We start from the raw sequence: 21,657 nt of genomic DNA on the forward strand, positions 1-21,657 counted from the left end.
AGTAGCCACCATGACCTGGCATATCCTCGGCGCCGGTAGCCTCGGCAGCCTCTGGGCCGCGCGCCTCGGGCGCGCCGGCCTGCCCGTCCGCCTGATCCTGCGCGACCGCCAGCGCCTGCGCCGCTACCAACAGGCCGGCGGACTGAGCCTGGTGGAAGACGGCCAGGCCAGCCTCTACCCGATCGCCGCGGAAACCCCGGACGGCGGGCAACCCATCCAGCGCCTGCTGCTGGCCTGCAAGGCCTACGACGCGGAGGAAGCCGCCTCCAGCGTGGCCCATCGCCTGGCCGGCAACGCCGAACTGCTGTTGCTGCAGAACGGCCTGGGCAGCCAGCAGGCGGTCGCCGCCCGCCTGCCGCGCAGCCGCTGCCTGTTCGCCTCCAGCACCGAAGGCGCGTTCCGCGATGGCGATTTCCGCGTGGTCTTCGCCGGCCGGGGGCACACCTGGCTCGGCGATCCGCGCGACACAAGCGCCCCCGCCTGGCTGGCGCAGCTGTCCCAGGCCGGGATCCCGCACAGCTGGAGCGACGACATCCTCGAACGGCTGTGGCGCAAGCTGGCCCTGAACTGCGCGATCAACCCGCTGACCGTCCTCCACGATTGCCGCAACGGCGGCCTGCGGCAGCACCCGGAAGAGATCGCCGCGCTTTGCGACGAACTCGGCCAGTTGCTCCACGCCAGCGGCTACGACGCCGCCGCCAGGAGCCTGCTGGAGGATGTCCGGGCGGTGATCGACGCCACCGCGGCCAACTATTCCTCGATGCATCAGGACGTCACCCGCGGCCGGCGCACGGAAATCGGCTACCTGCTCGGCTACGCCTGCCAGCACGGGCAGCGCCTGGGACTACCGCTGCCGCGCCTGGGAACCTTGCTCGCCCGCCTCCAGGCCCATCTGCGCCAGCGCGGTTTGCCCGACCGCTAAAGCGCGTTACCCTGCCCGCCATTCCTTTTCGCCGCGGACCGCCAGAGCCCATGAACCTGCGCCAGCGCCTCGACAACCTGCCCGTAGGGCAGAAACTGCTCGCCGCCCTGCTGATCCTGCTGGCTACCGTGCTGCTGGTGGCCAACCTGGCGTTCATCAGCGCCGCCTACTGGATTTCCCAGGAGAGCGTCGCCCCCCAGGCGATGCAGACCATCGGCCGGCTGATCGCCAACCCGGCGCTCAGCCAGCCGGCACTCAGTTCGCCGCAGACCGCCGAGGTCCTGCTGCGCCAGCTCAACGATTACCAGCCGTTGCGCGCCGCGGCCCTGTACGACAGCAATGGGCTGATGCTGGCCGACCTGCAACGCGGCGACACCCTCAAGCTGCCGGCCCGCCTGGACCGCCTGGAGCACTGGAGGCGCGGCGAGTACCGCCTCAACGCGCTGATCGAACTGCCCCAGGAAAACGCCCGCCCCGGCTACCTGCTGCTGGTGGCCAGCGGTGAACTGCCGAGCGCGTTCTACACCGGAACCCTCACCGCCAGCCTGGCGATCCTCGGCGTCAGCGTGCTGCTCTGGCTGCTGGTGGCGCAGCAGATACGCCGCCTGATCACCCGGCCGATCCGCGATCTCGAGGAACTGTCGCGGCAGGTCACCCGCGAGGAGAACTACGCCCTCCGCGCCCAGCGCGGCAACGGCGACGAGATCGGCCGCCTGGCCGACGCGTTCAACACCATGCTGACCCGCATCGAGGCCCGCGAGCAGCAGCTCAAGCGCGCCCGCGACGATGCCCAGGAAGCGGTCGAGCAGGCCCAGAGCCTGGCCGAGGAAACCCGCCGCTCGAACCGCAAGCTGGAACTGGAAGTGCAGGTGCGCAGCAAGATCGAGAAGAAGCTCACCGGTTTCCAGCACTACCTCAACAGCATCATCGACTCCATGCCTTCGGCGCTGATCGCGGTGGACGAGCAACTCTACGTCACGCAGTGGAACCAGGAGGCCAGCCAGCTTTCCGGCACCAGCCTGGACGATGCGGTCAACCAGCCGGTGTTCCTCGCCTTTCCCTCGCTCAAGCCGTTCCTTCCGCAGCTCACCCGGGCTGCCGAGAAGCACAGCGTGGAGCGTGTCGAACGGGTCACCTGGGCGCTGATCGACACGCCACGCCACTACGCCCTGACCTTCTACCCGCTGATGGGCGGCACCGGCCGCGGCGCGGTGATCCGCATCGACGACATCACCCAGCGGCTGAGCCTGGAAGAAGTGATGGTGCAATCGGAGAAGATGCTCTCGGTCGGCAGCCTCGCCGCCGGCATGGCCCACGAGATCAACAACCCGCTCGGCGCGATCCTGCACAACGTGCAGAACATCAAGCGGCGCCTGTCCCCGGAGCTGGCGAAGAACGTCGAGCTGGCGGCCGAGGTCGGAGTGCCGCTGGAAGACATCAATCACTACCTCGACGGCCGCGACATCCCGCGCCTGCTGGAAGGCATCCAGCACGCCGGCTCGCGGGCAGCGAAGATCGTCACCCACATGCTCGCCTTCAGCCGCCGCAGCCACCGGCAGATGACCGCTTGCGAACTGCCCGCACTGCTCGAACAGGCGGTGGAAATCGCCGGTAACGACTTCGACCTGGCCGAAGGCTTCGACTTCAAGTCGTTGCAGATCGTCCACGAGTTCGACCCCAACCTCGGCCCGGTGCCGGTGATCGCCAACGAGGTCGAGCAGGTCCTGCTCAACCTGCTGAAGAACGCCGCCCAGGCCATCCACCAGCGCGACGACGAAGAGGAAGGCGAACAGGGCCGGATCGTCCTGCGCACGCGCCTGACGCCGCCCTGGGCGGAAGTCCAGGTGGAAGACAACGGCAGCGGCATGCCCGAACTGGTGCGCAAGCGTATCTTCGAGCCGTTCTTCACCACCAAGGAAGTCGGCCAGGGCACCGGTCTCGGCCTGTCCGTCTCGTATTTCATCATCACCAACAATCACAAGGGCCAGATGGAAGTACGCTCGGAACTGGGCCGCGGCACCTGCTTCAGCATCCGCCTGCCGCTGGAAAGCTCCGAAGCGGTCGCCCCGGCACAAGCCAAGGCCCTGCCGCCCGCTCTGCCGCAACCCGGTAGCAGCCTGCGGCGGGGCGACGAAGAGGAAGGTTGAATCCATGGGCAATCGATTGTCGAAGATCTACACCCGTACCGGCGACCGCGGCGAGACCGGCCTGGCCGGCGGACGCCGGGTGCCCAAGAGCCATCCACGCATCAAGGCGATCGGCGCGGTGGACGAATTGAACAGCCAGTTGGGCCTGCTCCTTGCCGAGTTGCTGGAAGCGCGTGGCGCACATCCCGGCCTGGAGGAGATCGTCCAGGCGCTGGCGCCGGTGCAACACCGCCTGTTCGACCTCGGCGGGGAGCTGGCGATGCCGGAGTATCGGGCCCTGGACGAGACGGAAGTGGCACGCCTGGAAAGCTGCATCGACCGCTGGAACGACGAGTTGGGCCCGCTGAAGAATTTCATCCTCCCCGGCGGTTCCCGCCTGGTCGCCCAGGCCCATGTCTGCCGCAGCCTGGCGCGCAGTGCCGAACGGCGCTGCCAGGCGCTGGACCAGGAGGAAACGCTGGAGGGCGTCGGCCTGTGCTACCTGAACCGGCTCTCCGACCTGCTGTTCGTCGCCGCCCGCGCCATCGCCCGGCGCCAGGGCGTGGCGGAGATTCTCTGGGAGGCGGCGGCAAAACCGGACTGACGGCGAGCGAGGGCTCGGCATCGAGACGAAAAAAAGGAGGCCGAAGCCTCCTTTTTTCTTCATTCCACCGTCAAAGGCCGCCCGGCCAGAACGCACGGATACCCGCCACGCCCTGGGCTCCATGCTCCCAAGCCTGCTCGGCTTGCTGCGGACCGAGGCCACCCAGCAGGTAGACCGGCTGGTTGAAGCCGGCGATCAGTTCGGCGGCCTTGTCCCAACCCAGCGCCGGCTCGCCGGGATGGCTCTCGGTCGGCTGTACCGGCGAAAGGGTGACGAACTCCACTCCCATCGAGGCAGCCAGGGCCAGTTCCTCCGCGTCGTGGCAGGAGGCGGCCAGCAGGCGCCCTTCGGGGAACGGCCGACCGGCGCTGGCGTATTTGCGCAGTTGAGCGGAGGTCAGGTGCCAACCGGCAGCCGGGAAGTCGCCCAGCCACTCCAGCGGGCCTTTCAGCATCAGTTGCGCCTTGCCGGCGCAGAGTCCCTGGATATCGATGGCGAGATCGCGGTATTCGGGACTGAACATGTTCGGCGCGCGCAACTGGATCAGGCGGATGCCCGCCTCCACCGCCTTGCGTACGCCGCTGATCAGCTCGCCCGGCTCCAATCCGTCCGGGGTGATCAGGTAGTGCGCCGGCAGGCGCGCGGCCTGGACGATCGGCGCGTTGGCGGCGGGGAACTCGTAGTCGGCCAGCTCGCGCGGCTCCACCCAGGCCAGCGGTTGGCCCTCGGCGCCGTGGGCTTCGCCGGAAAACCCGTCGACCTCCCAGACATCGAGCAAGACGTGCTTGTCGGCATAGTCGTGCCGGACCTGGATCAGCGGCCGGGCCCGCTCGACACGGATGCCCAGTTCCTCTTCCAGCTCACGGGCCAACGCCGCGCGCACCGGCTCGCCGTCCTCCACCTTGCCCCCGGGAAACTCCCACAGGCCGCCCTGGTGCTTGTCTTCCGGCCGCCGGGCGATCAGCACCCGGCCATCGGAGCCACGAATCACGGCCGCGGCGACATGTACTCGTTTCACGGATCATCTCCTCGCTACTGCCGTCACGCACCGCAAGCGGCGGACGGCCATCAACTACCGGCCTGCTCGCGCAATGCCGCGTCGTACCAGGCGCGGAACGCAGGCCACTGATAAATCGTCTCGACATAGGTCCGGGCGATATCCGGCAACTCCACCGCATAACTGCGGAAACGCGCCGCCACCGGTGCGTAGAACGCATCCGCCAGGCTGGCGTGGCCGAACAGGAACGGACCGTCCTGGCCGAAGCGCCGCCGGCAATCCGCCCAGGCTTCGCAGATACGTTGAATATCCTGTCGTGTCGCCTCGGACAATTCCACCAATGGCTGCTGGCGCCGCAGGTCCATCGGCAGCTCGCCGCGCAACGCGGCGAAACCGCTGTGCATTTCCGCGCAAACCGAACGGGCCAGCGCCCGCGCCGCCTCGCCGCGCGGCCACAGGTGGGCCTCGGGGAAGCGCTCGGCGAGGTACTCGGCGATGGCCAGGGAATCCCAGATGTCGCCATCCTCGCTTTTCAGCAAGGGCACCTTGCCGGTCGGCGAATATTGCAGGATCCGCTCCCGGGTATCGGGCCGCCCCAGCGGGACGAGGATCTCGTCGAACGCCGCCCCGCTCATGCGCAGGGCCAGCCAGCCCCGCAGCGACCAGGACGAGTCATTGCGATTGCCAATCACGATGGTCAGGGCCATGCGCCTCTCCTCTTCGGCCGCCCGACGCGGACGGCCATGCACCAGAGAACTTAAGAGGCGCACGGACCGATGGCAAATTCCCGATTTTCATCCATCGATGAAGGATCGGAATGCCTGGCTTCAGGTGCGGTACTCTGCGTTGATCTTCACGTATTCGTGGGACAGGTCGGTGGTCCAGATGGTCTCGCTGTAGGTGCCGCGTCCCAGTTCGATGCGGATGCCGATCTCGGCCTGGGCCATCACCGCCGCGCCCTGTTCCTCGGTGTAACTGGCCGCCCGGCCGCCACGGCTGGCGATACAGACGTCGCCAAGGAACACGTCGATCTTGCTCACGTCCAGATTGGCCACGCCGGCACGTCCGACCGCGGCGAGAATGCGTCCCCAGTTCGGGTCGGAGGCGAACAGCGCGGTCTTGATCAGCGGCGAGTGGGCCACGGCATAGCCGACATCCAGGCACTCCTGGTGGGTGGCGCCGCCGTTGACCTGAACAGTGACGAACTTGGTCGCGCCCTCGCCGTCGCGAACGATGGCCTGGGCCAGCTCCATGGAAACCTCCAGTACCGCTTGCTTCAACGCGGCGAACAGCGCGCCGCTGGCCTGGGTGACTTCCGGCAGCGCCGCGCGACCGGTGGCGATCAGCATGCAGCAGTCGTTGGTGGAGGTATCGCCGTCGATGGTGATGCGGTTGAAGGACTTGTTGGCGGCGTCGCGCAACAGATCCTGCAGCACGCCCTGGGCGACCTTGGCGTCGGTGGCGATATAACCGAGCATGGTCGCCATGTTCGGCTTGATCATCCCGGCGCCCTTGCTGATCCCGGTGACGGTCACGGTCACGCCATCGTGCACGAACTGGCGGCTGGCGCCCTTGGGCAGGGTATCGGTGGTCATGATCCCCGCGGCAGCTTCGGCCCAGTGGTCCTCGGCCAGGTCGGCCAGGGCCGCAGGCAACGCCGCCTCGATCTTGGCCACCGGCAGGGGCTCGCCGATCACCCCGGTGGAATATGGCAGCACCGAAGTCTCGGCGACCCCGGCCAGTTCGGCGAGCTTGGCGCAGGTTTGCGCAGCGGCGGGGAGGCCGGCCTCGCCGGTACCGGCGTTGGCGTTGCCGGTATTGGTCAGCAGGTAGCGCACCTCACCGAGGAAACGCTGTTTGGCCAGGGTCACCGGCGCGGCACAGAACGCGTTCAGGGTGAACACCCCGGCCACGCTGGAGCCTTCGGCGCAGCGCATGACCACCACGTCTTTGCGCCCCGGTCGCTTGATGCCGGCGGAAGCGATGCCGAGTTCGAAACCGGGGACCGGGTGCAGGGTGGACAGGGGGCCAAGACCGACAGCCATGGGAACGCGCTCCTTTACCAAACAGTGGACTCGATGCCGTCTGCGACGGCGTGACGGAAAACGCATCGGCGCCGGGCTGGCGCCAATTCGAACAAACGCCGCGAGCGGCAGGACCGGTCGCGGCGTTGGTGAACCAGGCGGGAAGCTTAGTCCAGCTGCCCGTGGCAGTGCTTGTATTTCTTGCCGGAACCGCACGGGCAAGGCTCGTTGCGGCCGATCTTCTGCTCGTTGCGCACAGGCTCGAGCGGCACGACCGGAGCCGGGCCCTCGGGAAGCTCTTCTTCCTCGCCGGCCACGGCCTGCTCCATCGAGGGAGCCTCGGCGTGCTGGAACTGCATGCGCTTGGCCAGTTCCTCCGCCTCGCGACGCAGGCGGGCCTCCTCTTCGGCCGGGTCTTCGCGACGGACCTGGACGTGGGACAGCACGCGGATGGTGTCGCGCTTGATCGAGTCCAGCAGCTCCTGGAACAGGGTGAAGGACTCGCGCTTGTATTCCTGCTTCGGATTCTTCTGCGCGTAGCCACGCAGGTGGATGCCGTGCCGCAGGTGGTCCATGGTCGACAGGTGGTCCTTCCACAGGTCGTCCAGTACCCGCAGCAGCATCTGCTTCTCGAAGGCGCGCAGGGCTTCGGCGCCGGCCAGCTCTTCCTTCTCGTAGTAGGCGGCGACGATCTGCTCGAGGATCTTGCTACGCAGGGTTTCCTCGTACAGCTTGTCGTCTTCGTCCAGCCACTGCTGGATCGGCAGGCGCACGGCGAAGTCGCTGTACAGCGCAGCCTCCAGGCCTTCGATGTCCCACTGCTCGGGCAGCGACTGCGGCGGAATGTGCTGGTTGATGGTGGCGCTGAGGGTTTCCTCGCGGAATTCCTTGATGGTCTCGCCCACGTCCTCTGCCGACAGCAGGGTATTGCGCATGTGGTAGATCACCTTGCGCTGCTCGTTGGCTACGTCATCGAATTCCAGCAGTTGCTTGCGGATGTCGAAGTTGCGCCCTTCGACCTTGCGCTGGGCCTTCTCGATGGCGTTGGTCACCATGCGGTGCTCGATCGCCTCGCCGGACTGCATGCCCAGCGCCTTCATGAAGTTCTTCACCCGGTCGGAGGCGAAGATCCGCATCAGGTTGTCTTCCAGCGACAGGTAGAAGCGGCTGGAACCCGGGTCGCCCTGACGACCGGCACGGCCGCGCAACTGGTTGTCGATCCGGCGGGATTCGTGGCGCTCGGAGGCGATCACGTGCAGGCCGCCCGCCTCGATCACCTGCTGGTGGCGCTTCTGCCATTCGGCCTTGATCTGGGCGATCTGCTCCTCGGTGGGGTTCTCCAGGGCCGCGACTTCGACTTCCCAGTTGCCGCCGAGGAGGATGTCGGTACCGCGGCCGGCCATGTTGGTGGCGATGGTCACCGAACCGGGCGCGCCAGCCTGGGCGATGATCTCGGCTTCCTTCTCGTGGTACTTGGCGTTGAGCACCTTGTGCTCGATGCCTGCCTCTTGCAACAGCTTGGAAACGTACTCGGAACTCTCGATCGACGCGGTGCCGACCAGGATCGGCCGGCCGAGGGCCTGGCACTGCTTGATGTCGGTGATGATCGCCGCGTACTTCTCTTCCTGGGTCAGGTAGACCAGGTCGTTGAAGTCCTTGCGCGCGATCGGCCGGTGGGTCGGGATCACCACCACGTCGAGACCGTAGATCTGGCGGAACTCGAAGGCCTCGGTATCGGCGGTGCCGGTCATGCCGGCCAGCTTGTTGTACAGGCGGAAGTAGTTCTGGAAGGTGGTGGAGGCCAGGGTCTGGCTCTCGGCCTGGATCGGCAGGCCTTCCTTCGCCTCGATGGCCTGGTGCAAGCCCTCGGACAGGCGACGGCCAGGCATGGTGCGGCCGGTGTGCTCGTCGATCAGGAGGATCTGGTCGCCCTGGACGATGTACTCGACGTTGCGGTGGAACAGGGTGTGCGCGCGCAGCGCTGCGTAAACGTGGGTCAGCAGGCTCAGGTTGTGCGCCGAGTAGAGGCTCTCGCCTTCGCCGAGCAGGCCGTTCTGGCTCAGCAGGTCCTCGATGAACTGGTGGCCCTGCTCGTTGAGTTCGACCTGGCGGGTCTTCTCGTCGATGCTGTAGTGGCCTTCCTCGGTCGGCTTGCCCTCGACCTCTTCGACCTGGCGCTTGAGACGCGGGATCAGCTTGTTGATCTTGATGTACAGCTCGGAGCTGTCTTCGGCCTGGCCGGAGATGATCAGCGGGGTACGCGCCTCGTCGATGAGGATCGAGTCCACTTCGTCGACCACGGCGAAGTTCAGCTCGCGCTGGAACTTGTCGTCCAGGCTGAAGGCCATGTTGTCGCGCAGGTAATCGAAGCCGAATTCGTTGTTGGTGCCGTAGGTGATGTCGGCGGCGTAGGCGGCGCGCTTGTCTTCCGGCGGCTGGAAGGGAGTGACCACGCCGACGCTGAGGCCGAGGAACTCGTACAGCGGGCGCATCCAGTTGGCGTCGCGGCGCGCCAGGTAGTCGTTCACCGTGACCACGTGCACGCCCTTGCCGGACAGCGCGTTGAGGTAGACCGGCAGGGTGCCCACCAGGGTCTTGCCCTCGCCGGTACGCATTTCGGCGATCTTGCCGTCGTGCAGGGTCATGCCACCGATCAGCTGGACGTCGAAGTGGCGCATGCCCATCACCCGCTTGCCAGCCTCGCGAACCACGGCGAAGGCTTCGGGCAGCAATTGGTCGAGCGTTTCGCCCTTGGCGTAGCGCTGCTGGAATTCAGCCGTTTTCGCCTTCAACTGCTCGTCGGAGAGCGCCACCATCTGGGGCTCGAGCGCATTGATGGCCTGTACAGCCTTGGCCATGCGCTTTACATCACGCTCGTTCTTGCTTCCAAAGAGTTTCTTCAACAAAGGCGCAAACATATCGACTTGGTCATCCACACGTGGGGAATGGAAGGCTCACCCATCCGGCGGCCCGTGCCGATCAACGGCATGAAAGGGAACATTCTACCCGGAAACGGGTATGAGAAAAGTACAGCAGATCAATGCGCGTCGCTCACTCGGAAACAGACGCGCGTGCGATGAAGCTTTGCGGATTCATTACCCGGCCATCCTTCATCACTTCGAAATGTACGTGGTAGCCGGTGGAGCGTCCGGTGCTGCCGACCTTGGCCAGCACCTGGCCGCGCTTGACCAGGTCACCGACCTCGACCAGGTTCTTCTGGTTATGGGCATACAACGTGGTGTAGCCATCGGCGTGCCCGACCTCGACCACGTTGCCATAGCCGTTCTTGCGCCCGGACCAGGTCACCACCCCCGCCGCCACGGCCACCACGTCGCTGCCGGCCGGCGCGGCGAAGTCGATGCCCTTGTGCATGCTCAGGCGGCCGCTCACCGGATTGACCCGGCGCCCGAACGGCGAGGAGATGTAGCCCTGGCGCACCGGCTGGCCGGCCAGGTAGGTCGACTGGCTGATGTGCTTGTCGGAGAGCAGTTGCTCCAGCACCTCGAGCTGCTGCTCGCGGGTATCCAGGCGTGCCGCCAGTTCGTCCAGCGTCGCCATGAACGACGGCGGGGCATAGGCGCTGCCCTCCAGCGGTTCGTCGACGCCACCCTGGCCGACGCTCAGGGAGAAGTCGAACTCGTCGGGGTCGACGTCGGCCAGCTCGGTGAGACGTTCGCCGAGGGCATCCAGCCGAACCAGGCGCGCCTGCAGTTCGCCGAGATGCACGCTCAGTGCGTCCATCTGCCGCTGCGCGTCCTCGCGGGCGCTGCTGATCTCGGCGCTCTGCGCCTGCAGCGCGGCATCGACTTCGATGCCGGCCACCGGAGCCGGCGCGCGGAACAGCCAGGCGCCCATGAAGCCCCCGGCCAACAGGCTGGCACCGACCACGCAGGCCCCGGCCAGCATCAGCAACCGCGGCTGCAGATGGACGGAGCGAGCGGCCCCATGGTGCCGGCTCAGAAAAATGATGTGCATGACTTATCCTTCATACGGGCCGGCAGTAGCGAAACGCTTTCTGCTACCATTCCGACTCAGTAACCCCCAGGCTTCCCGCCATGTCTTTTCGTCCCTTGCCCGCCCAGGCATCGACCCAGTTGCTGCGCCAGGCCAGGCCGCTGCAGATGCTGTTCGCCGAAGCCCAGCGCATCTGCCGCCTGCAGCAACTGCTGGAAAGCCAGTTGCAACCGGCGGCGCGCCCGTACTGCCATGTGGCTTCGTGGCGCGGCGGTTGCCTGCTGCTGATCGTCACCGATGGCCACTGGGCCACACGCCTGCGCTATCAGCAGCGGCGCCTGCAGCGGCAGCTGCAGGCTTTCGAAGAATTCGCGAACTTAGCGAAAATCCTTTTCAAGGTGCAACCCACCACGTCCACACAACGTGCGGCACGTCGCAGCTTGACCCTGTCTGCCGTCGCGGCGGAAAACCTTCGCGAATCCGCCGAGATCGTCGGCAATCCACGCCTGCGGGAAGCGCTCGAGCGGTTGGCAAGCCGCGCCGAGAAAAGCCGGCAAGAATAAATCCCGAAATAAAAAGAGGCCACCCTGAGGTGGCCTCCAAATATGGAAAGGAGAGTTTTCCTACACTGCCGCCGCCGGGCGCATATAGGAAATAGGCGCGGTACGCGCGTCTTCGAAGGTCACCACTTCCCAAGCATCCTTGTCTGCGATCAACGTACGCAGCAGTTGGTTGTTCAGGGCATGGCCGGACTTGAAGCCACGGAACTCGCCGATAAGACTGTTGCCGAGCAGATACAGGTCGCCGATGGCATCCAGGATCTTGTGCTTGACGAACTCGTCCTCGTAACGCAGGCCGTCTTCGTTGAGCACGCGGTTCTCGTCGACCACGATCGCGTTCTCCACGCTACCGCCGAGTGCCAGGTTCTGCGAACGCAGGTACTCGATGTCGCGCATGAACCCGAAGGTACGGGCGCGGCTGACCTCCTTGACGAAGGAAGTACTGGAGAAATCGACCGAGGCCTGCTGGGTGCGACCACGGAAGACCGGATGATCGAAATCGATCTCGAAGCTGACCTTGAAGCCGTCGAACGGAACGAAGACGGCGCGCTTGTCGCCCTCTTCCACGCTGACTTCGCGCTTGATGCGGATGAACTTCTTGGCAGCTTCCTGCTCTTGCAATCCGGCGGACTGGATCAGGAATACGAACGGACCAGCGCTGCCATCCATGATCGGCACTTCCGAAGCGGACAGCTCGACGTAGGCGTTGTCGATACCCAGGCCGGCCATGGCCGAGAGCAGGTGCTCCACCGTATCCACTTTGACGTCACCCTTGACCAGGGTGGTCGACATGGTGGTTTCGCCGACGTTCTCGGCCCGGGCCGGGATTTCCACGACCGGATCCAGGTCGGTGCGGCAGAACACGATACCGGTGTCCACCGGCGCCGGTTTCAGGGTCAGGTAAACCTTTTCCCCCGAGTGCAGACCGACGCCAGTAGCCCGGATGATGTTCTTCAAGGTGCGTTGTTTGATCATGGCTTTGGCCGCTTAAGCGCTGACTGCGAACTGTTTTCAACAATGGCCGGCGATGATAGCAGAACCGGCCTTTGCTGAACACCAATCACATCTCTACTCCTGATTAATTACTTCAATCGGCCTGACGACGCAGGAACGCCGGGATATCCAGGTAATCCAGGTCATCCTGCGGGTTCAGCTTGGCCGCGGTCGCCGCGCTGCCGTGAGACTGGTTGCGCATCACGGTAGGACGGTCGAGGTCGCGGTAGTTCACCGACTGCTGCTCGCGCTGGGCCGGAGCGGCTGCCTGGGTTGCACTGCCCTGCACGGTGTTGTCGACGACCTTCACCGGCTTCTCCAGGCGCGCGCCCAGGCCGGTGGCGACTACGGTGACGTGCAGTTCATCGCGCATGTCCGCGTCGATCACGGTGCCCACCTTCACAGTGGCGTGCTCGGAAGCGAACTGTTCGATGATGTTGCCGACATCGGAGTACTCGCCCAGGGACAGGTCCGGACCCGCGGTGATGTTCACCAGGATGCCGCGCGCGCCCTGCAGGTTGACGTCTTCCAGCAGCGGGTTGCGGATTGCCGCCTCGGTGGCCTCGCGGGCACGGTTCGGACCGCTGGCGCAGCCGGTACCCATCATCGCCATGCCCATTTCGCTCATGACGGTCTTCACGTCGGCGAAGTCGACGTTGATCATGCCCGGACGCTTGATGATGTCGGAGATACCGCGCACGGCACCGGCCAGCACGTCATCGGCCTTGGCGAAGGCGGCCAGCAGGCTGGCGTCCTTGCCGAGGATGGTCAGCAGCTTCTCGTTCGGGATGGTGATCAGCGAATCGACGCTCTCGGCCAGCGCGCGGATGCCCTCGTCGGCGATCTGCATGCGCTTGCGACCTTCGAACGGGAACGGGCGGGTCACCACCGCGACGGTGAGGATGCCCATTTCCTTCGCCACTTCGGCGATAATCGGCGCGGCGCCGGTACCGGTGCCGCCACCCATGCCGGTGGTGATGAAGACCATGTCGGCGCCTTCCAGCACTTCGGAAATGCGCTCGCGATCTTCCAGAGCCGCCTGACGACCGACTTCCGGATTGGCGCCGGCACCCAGCCCCTTGGTGACGCCCGGGCCGAGTTGCAGAACGGTGCGCGCCGCGATGTTCTTCAGCGCTTGTGCGTCGGTGTTGGCGCAGATGAACTCGACGCCCTCGACGTTGTTCTTGGCCATGTGATTGACGGCGTTGCCGCCACCACCACCTACACCGATCACTTTTATGACGGCGGTTTGTGCGATGTTATCGACCAGTTCAAACATTTCCCCTCTCCTTCCTTTCTAGTTTTGTCGCCTACTGTTACCGCGTTGAATCAGAAATTGCCCTGGACCCAGCGTTTGAGCCGCTCCAGGACAGGTGCCTTGGGTTCGTCGCTGCTGTAGCTGCTGCCTGACACAGACATCGACATGCCATCGGACTGCTTCTGCAGTCCGTACATCAGCAGGCCGACGCCCGTCGAATAGATCGGGTTGCGCACCACGTCGGTGAGGCCCTTCACGCTATACGGCACGCCGAGGCGTACCGGCATGTGGAAGATTTCCTCGGCCAGCTCGACCGCGCCCTCCATCTTCGAGGTGCCGCCGGTGAGGACGATCCCTGCCGGGATCAGGTCCTCGTAGCCGCTGCGGCGCAGCTCGGCCTGGACCAGGGTGAACAGCTCGTCGTAACGAGGCTCGACCACTTCGGCCAGGGCCTGGCGCGACAGTTCGCGCGGCGGCCGGTCGCCGACGCTGGGCACCTTGATGGTCTCGCCGGCACCGGCCAGCTTGGCCAGGGCGCAGGCGTAGCGGATCTTGATCTCTTCCGCGTACTGGGTCGGCGTACGCAGGGCCATGGCGATGTCATTGGTGACCTGGTCGCCGGCGATCGGGATCACCGCGGTATGGCGGATCGCGCCTTCGGTGAAGATCGCGATATCGGTGGTGCCGCCGCCGATATCCACCAGGCACACGCCCAGTTCCTTCTCGTCCTCGGTCAGCACCGAATAGGCCGAGGCCAACTGCTCGAGGATGATGTCGTCGACCTCGAGGCCGCAGCGGCGCACGCACTTCTCGATGTTCTGCGAAGCATTCACCGCGCAGGTCACCACGTGCACCTTGGCTTCCAGGCGCACCCCGGACATGCCCAGCGGCTCGCGCACGCCTTCCTGATTATCGATCACGTAATCCTGGGCCAGGGTATGCAGCACCCGCTGGTCCGCCGGGATCGCCACCGCCTGGGCGGCATCCAGTACCCGTTCGATATCCGCCGGGTTCACCTCGCGATCGCGGATCGCCACGATGCCGTGGGAATTGAGGCTGCGGATGTGGTTGCCGGCGATGCCGACGAACGCCGAGTGGATACGGCAACCGGCCATCTGCTGGGCCTCATCGATGGCGCGCTGGATCGACTGCACGGTGGACTCGATGTTCACCACCACGCCCTTCTTCAGGCCGCGGGACGGATGAGTACCGATGCCAACGACCTCCAGCTGGCCATCGGCCGTCACCTCGCCCACCAGCGCCACCACCTTGGAGGTACCGATGTCGAGGCCGACGATCATCTTGCCGCTCTGCACGCTTGCCATGGTTATTACTGTCTCCTCAACTCACTGCACGGCGCTGGCCGTGGCCACCGTCGCGGGCGTGACCGGCTCGCGCCACGCAACGGCGAGGCCGTTGGGGTAACGCAGGTCGATCCGCGCAATGTTCGAAATCTGATCTTTGAGTGCCTTGTCGTAGATGCTTACGAAGCGGCGAATCTTGTCTACCACGTGGTCGCGCCCGATCTGGATCTCGACGCCCTGGGCCGTGGTCAGCGCCCAACCGCCGCGATCGCTCATTTCCAGGCGGGCGATGGAGAACCCGAGGGGACGCAGCAACTGGCTGAGTAACTGGTATTGCTGCATCACCTGCTGTTGCGCCCGCTGTGGACCATGCAAGCGGGGCAGATGTTCATAATTCGCCAGTTCCTTTGGCGTAAAAGCCTGTCCCTGGTTGTTCAGCAGCGCTTCGTCGCCCCACCGGGCGATCGGCAGTTGCTCGTCCAGGCGGATCACCACCTGGTCCGGCCACACCCGGCGCACCTCTGCGTGGGCGATCCAGGGCATCTGTTCCAGTTGCCCGCGCATGCCCGCCAGGTCGATGGTGAAGAAGCTCGCCGCCAGGTACGGGGAGATCCGCTGCTGCACCGCGCGCTGGCTGATGTAGCTGAGGTCGCCCTCGACACTGACCTTGGCGATCGGCCGGTCGGCGTACGGCAGGATGTACTCGGCGCCGCGATAGGCGCCATAGCCGAGAACGGCCAGCAACAGCGGCCAAGCCAGGTACTTGAGGAAACTGAAGTCGGCTTTCGGCAGGCGCACGCTCAGCGGTTCCTTGGCCACCAGACGGCTGGCGCCGCGCGGCATCGGCTTGCGCGGAGCGCGGCCGAGTCCACCGGGTTGCTGATGACGGAGCAGTACGCCGTTCATGGCTTATCCCCTCGCCTCGCGGCTATCGGCCAGGATCGCCAGCACCAGTTGCTGGAAATCCAGGCCGGCGGCCCGCGCGGCCATAGGCACCAGGCTGTGGTCGGTCATGCCTGGTGCGGTGTTGACTTCAAGCAGCCAGAAACGCCCTTCGGCGTCCTGCATCACGTCCGCCCGCCCCCAGCCCTGGATGCCCAGGGCGTCGCAGGCGCGCGCGGTGAGTTCCTTCAGCTCGCTTTCCTTGGCCTCGTCGAGACCGCAGGGCACCTGGTAGCGGGTATCGCTGGCCAGGTACTTGGCGTCGTAGTCGTAGAAGGTGTGCGGCGTGCCCAGGCGGATCGCCGGCAGCACCTGCCCGCGCAAGGTCGCCACGGTGAATTCCGGGCCGCTGATCCACTGCTCGACCAGCACCTGCGAGTCGTAGCGGGCCGCTTCGCGCCACGCCGCGATCAATTCGTCGAGCCCGCCGACCTTGGCCATGCCGATGCTCGAGCCTTCGTGAGCCGGCTTGACGATCAGCGGGAAACCCAGTCGCTGCGCCGCTTCGCGGCAGTCATCCTCGCTGGCCAGCACCGCATAGTCCGGGGTCGGCAGGCCGAGGCTGAGCCAGACCCGCTTGGTCCGCAGCTTGTCCATCGCCAGCGCCGAGGCCAGCACGCCGCTGCCGGTGTAGGGAATGCCCGCGCACTCGAGCAGGCCCTGCATGCTGCCATCCTCGCCGCCACGACCGTGGAGAATGATGAAGGCACGGTCGATCTTCTCCTCGACCAGGCGTTGCAGCAGGTCTTCGCCGACATCGATGCCGAAGGCATCGACCCCGGCGGCCAGCAGGGATTGCAGGACCATCGCGCCGGACTTCAGCGACACCTCGCGCTCGGCGCTCTTGCCGCCGAACAGCACGGCGACGCGGCCGAACGCCTTGGGATCCTGGGTGCCGTTCAGCAGGCTATCGAGGCAAAGGTTCATGCGCCCTTCCCTCCCTTGCCGGCGAACAGCGGGTTCTTGATCAGTTGCGGGGCCAGGCCGCCGACATCGCCAGCACCCTGGCAAAGCAGGATGTCGCCAGCGCGCAGCAGCGGCTTGACCAGCGGCGCCAGGTCGGCGTCGCGCTCGAAGTAGATCGGGTCGAGCTGACCGCGCTGGCGGATGCTGTGGCACAGCTGGCGGCTGTCGGCTCCCGGGATCGGCTCTTCGCCGGCCGGATAGACCTCCATCAACAGCAGCACGTTGGCTTCGCCCAGCACCTGCACGAAGTCTTCGTACAGGTCGCGGGTACGGGTATAGCGATGCGGCTGGTAGACCATCACCAGGCGACGCTCCGGCCAACCGCCACGGATCGCCTTGATCACCGCGGCGACTTCGCGCGGATGGTGGCCGTAGTCGTCCACCAGCATCACGCTGCCACCCTCGACCTGCAGCTCGCCGTAGACCTGGAAGCGCCGGCCTACGCCCTGGAAGCCGGACAGCCCCTGGACGATGGCTTCGTCGGAGATGCCCTCGTCGGTAGCGATGACGATGGTCGCCAGGGAATTCAGCACGTTGTGCAGTCCGGGCATGTTCACCGAGACGTCCAGCGGCTCGCGCTCCGGGCGCAACACGGTGAACCAGGTGCGCATGCCTTCCTGGCGGATGTTGATCGCGCGCACGTCGGCGTCTTCGCTGAGGCCGTAGGTCACGGTCGGGCGGGCGATCTGCGGGAGGATCTCGCGCACCACCGGGTCATCCACGCACATCACTGCCAGTCCGTAGAACGGCAGGTTGTGGAGGAACTCGACGAAGGTCTTCTTCAGCTTGTTGAAGTCGCCGCCGTAGGTCGCCATGTGGTCGGCGTCGATATTGGTGACCACCGCGACCATCGGTTGCAGGTGCAGGAAGCTGGCGTCGCTCTCGTCGGCCTCGGCCACCAGGTAGCGGCTGGCGCCAAGCTGGGCGTTGGTCCCGGCGGCGTTCAGTCGGCCGCCGATGACGAAGGTCGGGTCCAGGCCGCCGGCGGCGAACACCGAGGCGATCAGGCTGGTAGTGGTGGTCTTGCCGTGGGTGCCGGCTACCGCGATGCCGTGCCGGTAGCGCATCAGTTCGGCGAGCATCTCCGCACGCGGCACCACCGGAATCCGCCGTTCCAGGGCCGAGGCCACTTCCGGGTTGGCCCGGTTGATGGCACTCGACACCACCAGCACGTCGGCACCGTCGGCGTTTTCCGCCTGGTGGCCGATGAAGATCTGCGCGCCGAACTTCTCCAGGCGCTCGGTCACCGCCGAGGCCTTGAGGTCCGAGCCGGATACCTCGTAGCCGAGGTTCAGCAGCACTTCGGCGATCCCGCACATGCCGGCGCCGCCGATGCCGACGAAATGGATGCGGCGGATACGGCGCATGGTCCGGGTGACGCCATTCGGTTCTTTAACCACGGGCCACCTCCAGGCAGGCATCGACCACCGTCCGGGTAGCCTCGGGTTTCGCCAGGCTGCGTGCCTGGTCTGCCATGGAGCGCAGGGTTTCGGGATGCATCAGGACCTCGGACAGCTGCGCGGCCAGTTCGGCCGCGCCGGTAGACTTTTGCGGCAGCAGGCGGCCGGCGCCGCTGCGTACCAGGAATTCGGCATTGCGGGTCTGGTGATCGTCGATCGCGTGAGGCAACGGCACCAGGAAGGCGGGCAAACCCGCCGCCGTCAGCTCGCTGACGGTCAGCGCGCCGGCGCGACAGATCACCAGGTCGGCCCAGGCATAGGCCGCGGCCATGTCGCTGATGAAGGGCGCGACGTCCGCTTCGACCGCCACTGTGCGATAACGCTCGGCGGTAATCTCGGCATGCTGACGACCGGCCTGATGGCGGATTGCCGGACGGATTTCCAGCGGCACCTGCGCCAGGGCCTCTGGCAACAGCTTGTTCAGCGGTTCCGCGCCAAGGCTGCCGCCGAGCACCAGCAGATTGACCCGACGGCCGGTCAGCGGCGCGCGGGCGTGCGCGTCGAGGAACAGCTCGCCGCGCACCGGATTGCCGGTGGTCAGACGCTTGTCGCTGGCCGGGAAGGTATCCGGGAATGCCTCGCAGACGCGCCTGGCGATCGGCGCCAGGCTGCGGTTGGCGGTGCCGGCCACGGCGTTCTGCTCGTGGATCACCAGCGGCACGCCGTTGAGGCGCGCGGCCAGGCCGCCCGGGCCGGTGACATAGCCGCCCAGGCCGAGCACGCAGACCGGCCTCAGCTGGCGGATCACCCGCAGCGCCTGGAACAGCGACTTGAGCAGCTCCAGCGGCGCCTTGACCAGCGACTTCAGGCCCTTGCCGCGCAGCCCGCTGACCTGGATCAGGTGCAACGGCAGGCCGGCCTTGGGTACCAGGTCATTCTCGATGCCGCGCGGCGTCCCCAGCCAGTGCACGGCATAGCCGCGCGCCTGGAACTCCCGCGCACAGGCGAGCGCCGGGAACACGTGTCCGCCGGTGCCACCCGCCATGATCAGGACATTACCTTTCATCGGCAAAGTCCTCTTCGTTGAACTCATATTCCTCGCTACCCAGGTGGGTTCGCCGTTCCCATTCGATGCGCAGCAACATCCCCAGACAGGCACAGCAGATCACCAGCGAACTGCCGCCGTAGCTGAGGAACGGCAGGGTCAGGCCCTTGGTCGGCAGCAGGCCGACGTTCACCCCGATGTTGATCAGGAACTGGCCGATCCAGAGGAAGGCCAGGCCGTAGGCCACGTAGGCGGAGAAGAACTGCTTGGCCTGCTCGGCCCAGATGCCGATGTACAGCGCGCGCAGGCTGACGAACACGAACAGGGCGACGGTCGCCAGGGCGCCGACGATGCCCAGCTCCTCTGCAAGCACGGCGAAGACGAAATCGGTGTGCGCCTCCGGCAGGTAGAACTGCTTCTGGATGCTGTTGCCCAGTCCCATGCCCAACCAGCCGCCGCGGCCGAAGGCGATCAGCGCCTGGCTCAACTGATAGCCGGCGCCGAACTGGTCGGCCCAGGGGTCGGTGAAGTTGGTCAGGCGTGCCATCCGGTAGGGCTGGGTCTGGATCAGCAGGACCACCGCGCCGACCGCCAGCAGCACCATCAGGCCGAAGCGGAACAGCCCCACCCCGCCGAGGAACAGCATGGCCGCGGCAGCGCCCATCATTACCACGGTGGCGCCGAAGTCCGGCTCGCGCAGCAGCAGGCCGGCCATCGGCAGCAACACCACGAAGGGCTTGAAGAAGCCCATCCAGCTTTCCCGGACCTCCTGCTGGCGGCGGATCAGGTAGCCGGCCATGAAGATCACCACGCAGACCTTGGCGATCTCCGAAGGCTGGATGTTGAACAGGCCGAAGCCGATCCAGCGCATCGAGCCGTTCACCTCGCGGCCGATACCGGGGGTGATCACCAGCACCAGCAGGCCGAAGGCGACCAGCAACAGCTTCCAGCCCCAACGCTGCCAGGTGGCCATCGGGACCATCATGGTCAGGCCGCAGGAAATCAGGCCGATCACCAGGTAGATCAGGTGACGGACGGAGAAGTACAGCGGGTTGCCCGACTGCGCCGCCGCCACCTCGGAAGAGGCGGAAGTCACCATCACCAGGCCGAGGCCGAGCAGCGCCAGGCAACCCGCCAGCAGCGGGAAGTCCAGGTCGATGCCGTGCCGGCTCAACAGCGGCGACGGGAAGGGGCGCAACACCGACAGCATCACGCTAGCTCCTCTACGGCTTTGGCGAACAGGCGTCCGCGTTCTTCGAAGTTCTTGAACATGTCCAGGCTCGCGCAGGCCGGCGACAACAGCACCGCATCGCCTTCGCGGGCCAGCTCGGCGGCCTGCCGGACTGCTTCGTCCAGCGTTGCGACGCGCACCAGCGGTACCGCGTTGCCCAGTGCCTGGGCAATCAGCTCGGCGTCACGGCCAAGCAGTACCACCGCCCGGCAGAAGCGCGCGACCGGCTCGCGCAGGTCATGGAAATCGGCGCCCTTGCCGTCTCCGCCGGCGAGCAGCACCAGCTTGCCGTCGATGTCGGCACCCAGCCCCTCGATCGCCGCCAGGGCGGCGCCGACGTTGGTGGCCTTGGAATCGTCGTAGTAGCTCACGCCCTGCCGCTCGCGTACCCACTGGCAGCGATGAGCCAGGCCGGAAAACGCCTTCAGCGCGCCGAGCATGGCGTCGAACGGCAGGCCGACCGCATGGCCCAGCGCCAGCGCGGCGAGCGCGTTGGAATAGTTGTGGGCGCCACGGATCTTCAGTTCGCCAACCGGCAGCAGCTTGTCGAACTGGAACGCCAGCCACTTCTGGCCGTCTTCCTCGATCAGGCCGAAAGCCTTGAAGTCCGGCTTGTTCAGGCCGAACGACCAGCACGGCACGGTATCGGCGATCAGCGGTCGGGTCAGGGCATCGGCGCGATTCACCACGACCTGGCGGGCACCGCGGAAGATCCGGTGCTTGGCCAGGTGGTAGTCAGCCATGCCGTCGTAGCGATCCATATGGTCTTCGCTGACGTTCAGCACGGTCGCCACCTCGGCGTTGAGGCGATCGCAGGTTTCCAGCTGGAAGCTCGACAGCTCCAACACGTACAGCTCGATGTCGTCGGCCAGCAGGTCGAGCGCCGGGGTGCCGAGGTTGCCGCCGACGGCGACACGCTTGTCCGCGGCCACCGCCATTTCGCCCACCAGGGTGGTCACGGTGCTCTTCGCGTTGGAACCGGTGATGGCGACGATCGGGGCCTTCGCCTCGCGGGCGAAGAGATCGATGTCACCGGAGATGCGCACGCCTTTCGCGGCGGCCTGTACCAGCGCGGGGGTGCGCAGCGACAAGCCGGGGCTGACGTAGAGTTCGCGGGCGGAGCAGAGGAACTCGGCGTCGAGTTCGCCGCAACGCACTTCCACCTGCGGATACTGGGCACGCAGGGTGGCCAGCTCCGGCGGGTTCTCTCGGGTATCGACCACGGCGAAAGGCAAGCCGCGGCGCGCCAGGTAGCGCACCAGGGACATGCCGCTCTTGCCGAGGCCGACAACGATGCGGAAGTGGTCGGAGGCGATCAGGCTCATGCTCTC

At 66.1% G+C, this 21,657-nt stretch carries 18 protein-coding genes; 4 read left to right on the top strand and 14 right to left on the bottom strand.

Annotation, left to right across the window (positions count from 1 at the left end):
* Positions 1 to 10 precede the first annotated feature (10 nt).
* Genes ACYAF3_RS05150 through ACYAF3_RS05160 form a run of 3 tightly spaced genes read left to right on the top strand, consistent with a single transcriptional unit; the run spans position 11 to position 3,652 of the window.
* Positions 11 to 922, top strand: coding sequence for a putative 2-dehydropantoate 2-reductase (locus ACYAF3_RS05150; RefSeq protein ID WP_003110160.1), 912 nt, complete (start codon positions 11 to 13; stop codon positions 920 to 922).
* 50 nt (positions 923 to 972) lie between these two features.
* On the top strand, positions 973 to 3,069 hold the full coding sequence (locus ACYAF3_RS05155; protein WP_003106517.1) for a sensor histidine kinase: 2,097 nt from the start codon (positions 973 to 975) through the stop codon (positions 3,067 to 3,069).
* A gap of 4 nt (positions 3,070 to 3,073) precedes the next feature.
* Positions 3,074 to 3,652 (top strand): cob(I)yrinic acid a,c-diamide adenosyltransferase, encoded by a 579-nt coding sequence (locus ACYAF3_RS05160; protein WP_015648092.1) that lies wholly within the window; start codon positions 3,074 to 3,076, stop codon positions 3,650 to 3,652.
* 70 nt (positions 3,653 to 3,722) lie between these two features.
* On the opposite strand, the gene ACYAF3_RS05165 is transcribed toward ACYAF3_RS05160, so the two are convergent.
* The 5 genes from ACYAF3_RS05165 to ACYAF3_RS05185 form a co-directional block, all read right to left on the bottom strand.
* Positions 3,723 to 4,670, bottom strand: a complete 948-nt coding sequence (locus ACYAF3_RS05165; protein WP_003112754.1) for a Nudix family hydrolase — start codon at positions 4,668 to 4,670, stop codon at positions 3,723 to 3,725.
* A 50-nt stretch (positions 4,671 to 4,720) separates the two neighbouring features.
* Entirely contained in the window at positions 4,721 to 5,356 is a 636-nt protein-coding gene (locus ACYAF3_RS05170; RefSeq protein WP_003116203.1) for a glutathione S-transferase family protein, read from the bottom strand.
* A 120-nt stretch (positions 5,357 to 5,476) separates the two neighbouring features.
* Complete coding sequence (argJ, locus tag ACYAF3_RS05175; RefSeq protein ID WP_474727632.1) at positions 5,477 to 6,694, bottom strand: bifunctional glutamate N-acetyltransferase/amino-acid acetyltransferase ArgJ; 1,218 nt, start codon at positions 6,692 to 6,694, stop codon at positions 5,477 to 5,479.
* 146 nt (positions 6,695 to 6,840) lie between these two features.
* Positions 6,841 to 9,591, bottom strand: coding sequence for a preprotein translocase subunit SecA (gene secA, locus ACYAF3_RS05180; RefSeq protein WP_003112752.1), 2,751 nt, complete (start codon positions 9,589 to 9,591; stop codon positions 6,841 to 6,843).
* 133 nt (positions 9,592 to 9,724) lie between these two features.
* Entirely contained in the window at positions 9,725 to 10,648 is a 924-nt protein-coding gene (locus ACYAF3_RS05185; protein ID WP_003161471.1) for a M23 family metallopeptidase, read from the bottom strand.
* 146 nt (positions 10,649 to 10,794) lie between these two features.
* Between ACYAF3_RS05185 and ACYAF3_RS05190 the strand changes: the two genes are divergently transcribed.
* Positions 10,795 to 11,190: a DciA family protein gene (locus ACYAF3_RS05190; protein ID WP_003120896.1), complete on the top strand. Its 396-nt coding sequence runs from the start codon at positions 10,795 to 10,797 to the stop codon at positions 11,188 to 11,190.
* Between the two features lie 60 nt (positions 11,191 to 11,250).
* On the opposite strand, the gene lpxC is transcribed toward ACYAF3_RS05190, so the two are convergent.
* The 9 genes from lpxC to murD all read right to left on the bottom strand — a co-directional run bounded on the left by lpxC (position 11,251) and on the right by murD (position 21,651).
* Positions 11,251 to 12,162 (bottom strand): UDP-3-O-acyl-N-acetylglucosamine deacetylase, encoded by a 912-nt coding sequence (gene lpxC, locus ACYAF3_RS05195; protein ID WP_003094111.1) that lies wholly within the window; start codon positions 12,160 to 12,162, stop codon positions 11,251 to 11,253.
* Between the two features lie 112 nt (positions 12,163 to 12,274).
* The gene (gene ftsZ, locus ACYAF3_RS05200) at positions 12,275 to 13,459 is read right to left on the bottom strand and encodes a cell division protein FtsZ (RefSeq protein ID WP_003103118.1); all 1,185 of its coding nucleotides are present in this window, start codon (positions 13,457 to 13,459) and stop codon (positions 12,275 to 12,277) included.
* Positions 13,460 to 13,509: 50 nt separating this feature from the next.
* Entirely contained in the window at positions 13,510 to 14,763 is a 1,254-nt protein-coding gene (gene ftsA / locus ACYAF3_RS05205; RefSeq protein WP_003094115.1) for a cell division protein FtsA, read from the bottom strand.
* A gap of 21 nt (positions 14,764 to 14,784) precedes the next feature.
* Entirely contained in the window at positions 14,785 to 15,648 is an 864-nt protein-coding gene (locus ACYAF3_RS05210; protein ID WP_003094118.1) for a cell division protein FtsQ/DivIB, read from the bottom strand.
* 3 nt (positions 15,649 to 15,651) lie between these two features.
* Positions 15,652 to 16,611 carry a D-alanine--D-alanine ligase gene (locus ACYAF3_RS05215; protein WP_023435760.1) on the bottom strand — a complete coding sequence of 320 codons (960 nt, stop codon included), beginning with the start codon at positions 16,609 to 16,611 and terminating at the stop codon, positions 15,652 to 15,654.
* Positions 16,608 to 18,050: a UDP-N-acetylmuramate--L-alanine ligase gene (gene murC / locus ACYAF3_RS05220; RefSeq protein WP_003094121.1), complete on the bottom strand. Its 1,443-nt coding sequence runs from the start codon at positions 18,048 to 18,050 to the stop codon at positions 16,608 to 16,610. Before murC ends, ACYAF3_RS05215 begins: the two co-directional genes overlap by 4 nt.
* Complete coding sequence (murG, locus tag ACYAF3_RS05225; protein WP_003103107.1) at positions 18,043 to 19,116, bottom strand: undecaprenyldiphospho-muramoylpentapeptide beta-N-acetylglucosaminyltransferase; 1,074 nt, start codon at positions 19,114 to 19,116, stop codon at positions 18,043 to 18,045. Before murG ends, murC begins: the two co-directional genes overlap by 8 nt.
* Positions 19,106 to 20,305 (bottom strand): putative lipid II flippase FtsW, encoded by a 1,200-nt coding sequence (ftsW, locus tag ACYAF3_RS05230; protein WP_003094125.1) that lies wholly within the window; start codon positions 20,303 to 20,305, stop codon positions 19,106 to 19,108. Before ftsW ends, murG begins: the two co-directional genes overlap by 11 nt.
* Positions 20,305 to 21,651, bottom strand: coding sequence for a UDP-N-acetylmuramoyl-L-alanine--D-glutamate ligase (murD, locus tag ACYAF3_RS05235; RefSeq protein WP_003161468.1), 1,347 nt, complete (start codon positions 21,649 to 21,651; stop codon positions 20,305 to 20,307). The genes ftsW and murD overlap by 1 nt, the downstream gene beginning before the upstream one ends.
* Between the last annotated feature and the right edge of the window lie 6 nt (positions 21,652 to 21,657).

The sequence above is a fragment of the Pseudomonas sp. TZ252 genome, from assembly GCF_056110345.1.

Coding starts and splice junctions, on each gene's coding strand:
- ACYAF3_RS05150 (WP_003110160.1), top strand. CDS start 11: ATGACCTGGCATATCCTCGGCGCCGGTAGCCTCGGCAGCCTCTGGGCC.
- ACYAF3_RS05155 (WP_003106517.1), top strand. CDS start 973: ATGAACCTGCGCCAGCGCCTCGACAACCTGCCCGTAGGGCAGAAACTG.
- ACYAF3_RS05160 (WP_015648092.1), top strand. CDS start 3,074: ATGGGCAATCGATTGTCGAAGATCTACACCCGTACCGGCGACCGCGGC.
- ACYAF3_RS05170 (WP_003116203.1), bottom strand. CDS start 5,356: ATGGCCCTGACCATCGTGATTGGCAATCGCAATGACTCGTCCTGGTCG.
- argJ (WP_474727632.1), bottom strand. CDS start 6,694: ATGGCTGTCGGTCTTGGCCCCCTGTCCACCCTGCACCCGGTCCCCGGT.
- secA (WP_003112752.1), bottom strand. CDS start 9,591: ATGTTTGCGCCTTTGTTGAAGAAACTCTTTGGAAGCAAGAACGAGCGT.
- ACYAF3_RS05185 (WP_003161471.1), bottom strand. CDS start 10,648: ATGCACATCATTTTTCTGAGCCGGCACCATGGGGCCGCTCGCTCCGTC.
- ACYAF3_RS05190 (WP_003120896.1), top strand. CDS start 10,795: ATGCTGTTCGCCGAAGCCCAGCGCATCTGCCGCCTGCAGCAACTGCTG.
- lpxC (WP_003094111.1), bottom strand. CDS start 12,162: ATGATCAAACAACGCACCTTGAAGAACATCATCCGGGCTACTGGCGTC.
- ftsZ (WP_003103118.1), bottom strand. CDS start 13,459: ATGTTTGAACTGGTCGATAACATCGCACAAACCGCCGTCATAAAAGTG.
- ftsA (WP_003094115.1), bottom strand. CDS start 14,763: ATGGCAAGCGTGCAGAGCGGCAAGATGATCGTCGGCCTCGACATCGGT.
- ACYAF3_RS05210 (WP_003094118.1), bottom strand. CDS start 15,648: ATGAACGGCGTACTGCTCCGTCATCAGCAACCCGGTGGACTCGGCCGC.
- ACYAF3_RS05215 (WP_023435760.1), bottom strand. CDS start 16,611: ATGAACCTTTGCCTCGATAGCCTGCTGAACGGCACCCAGGATCCCAAG.
- murG (WP_003103107.1), bottom strand. CDS start 19,116: ATGAAAGGTAATGTCCTGATCATGGCGGGTGGCACCGGCGGACACGTG.
- ftsW (WP_003094125.1), bottom strand. CDS start 20,305: ATGCTGTCGGTGTTGCGCCCCTTCCCGTCGCCGCTGTTGAGCCGGCAC.
- murD (WP_003161468.1), bottom strand. CDS start 21,651: ATGAGCCTGATCGCCTCCGACCACTTCCGCATCGTTGTCGGCCTCGGC.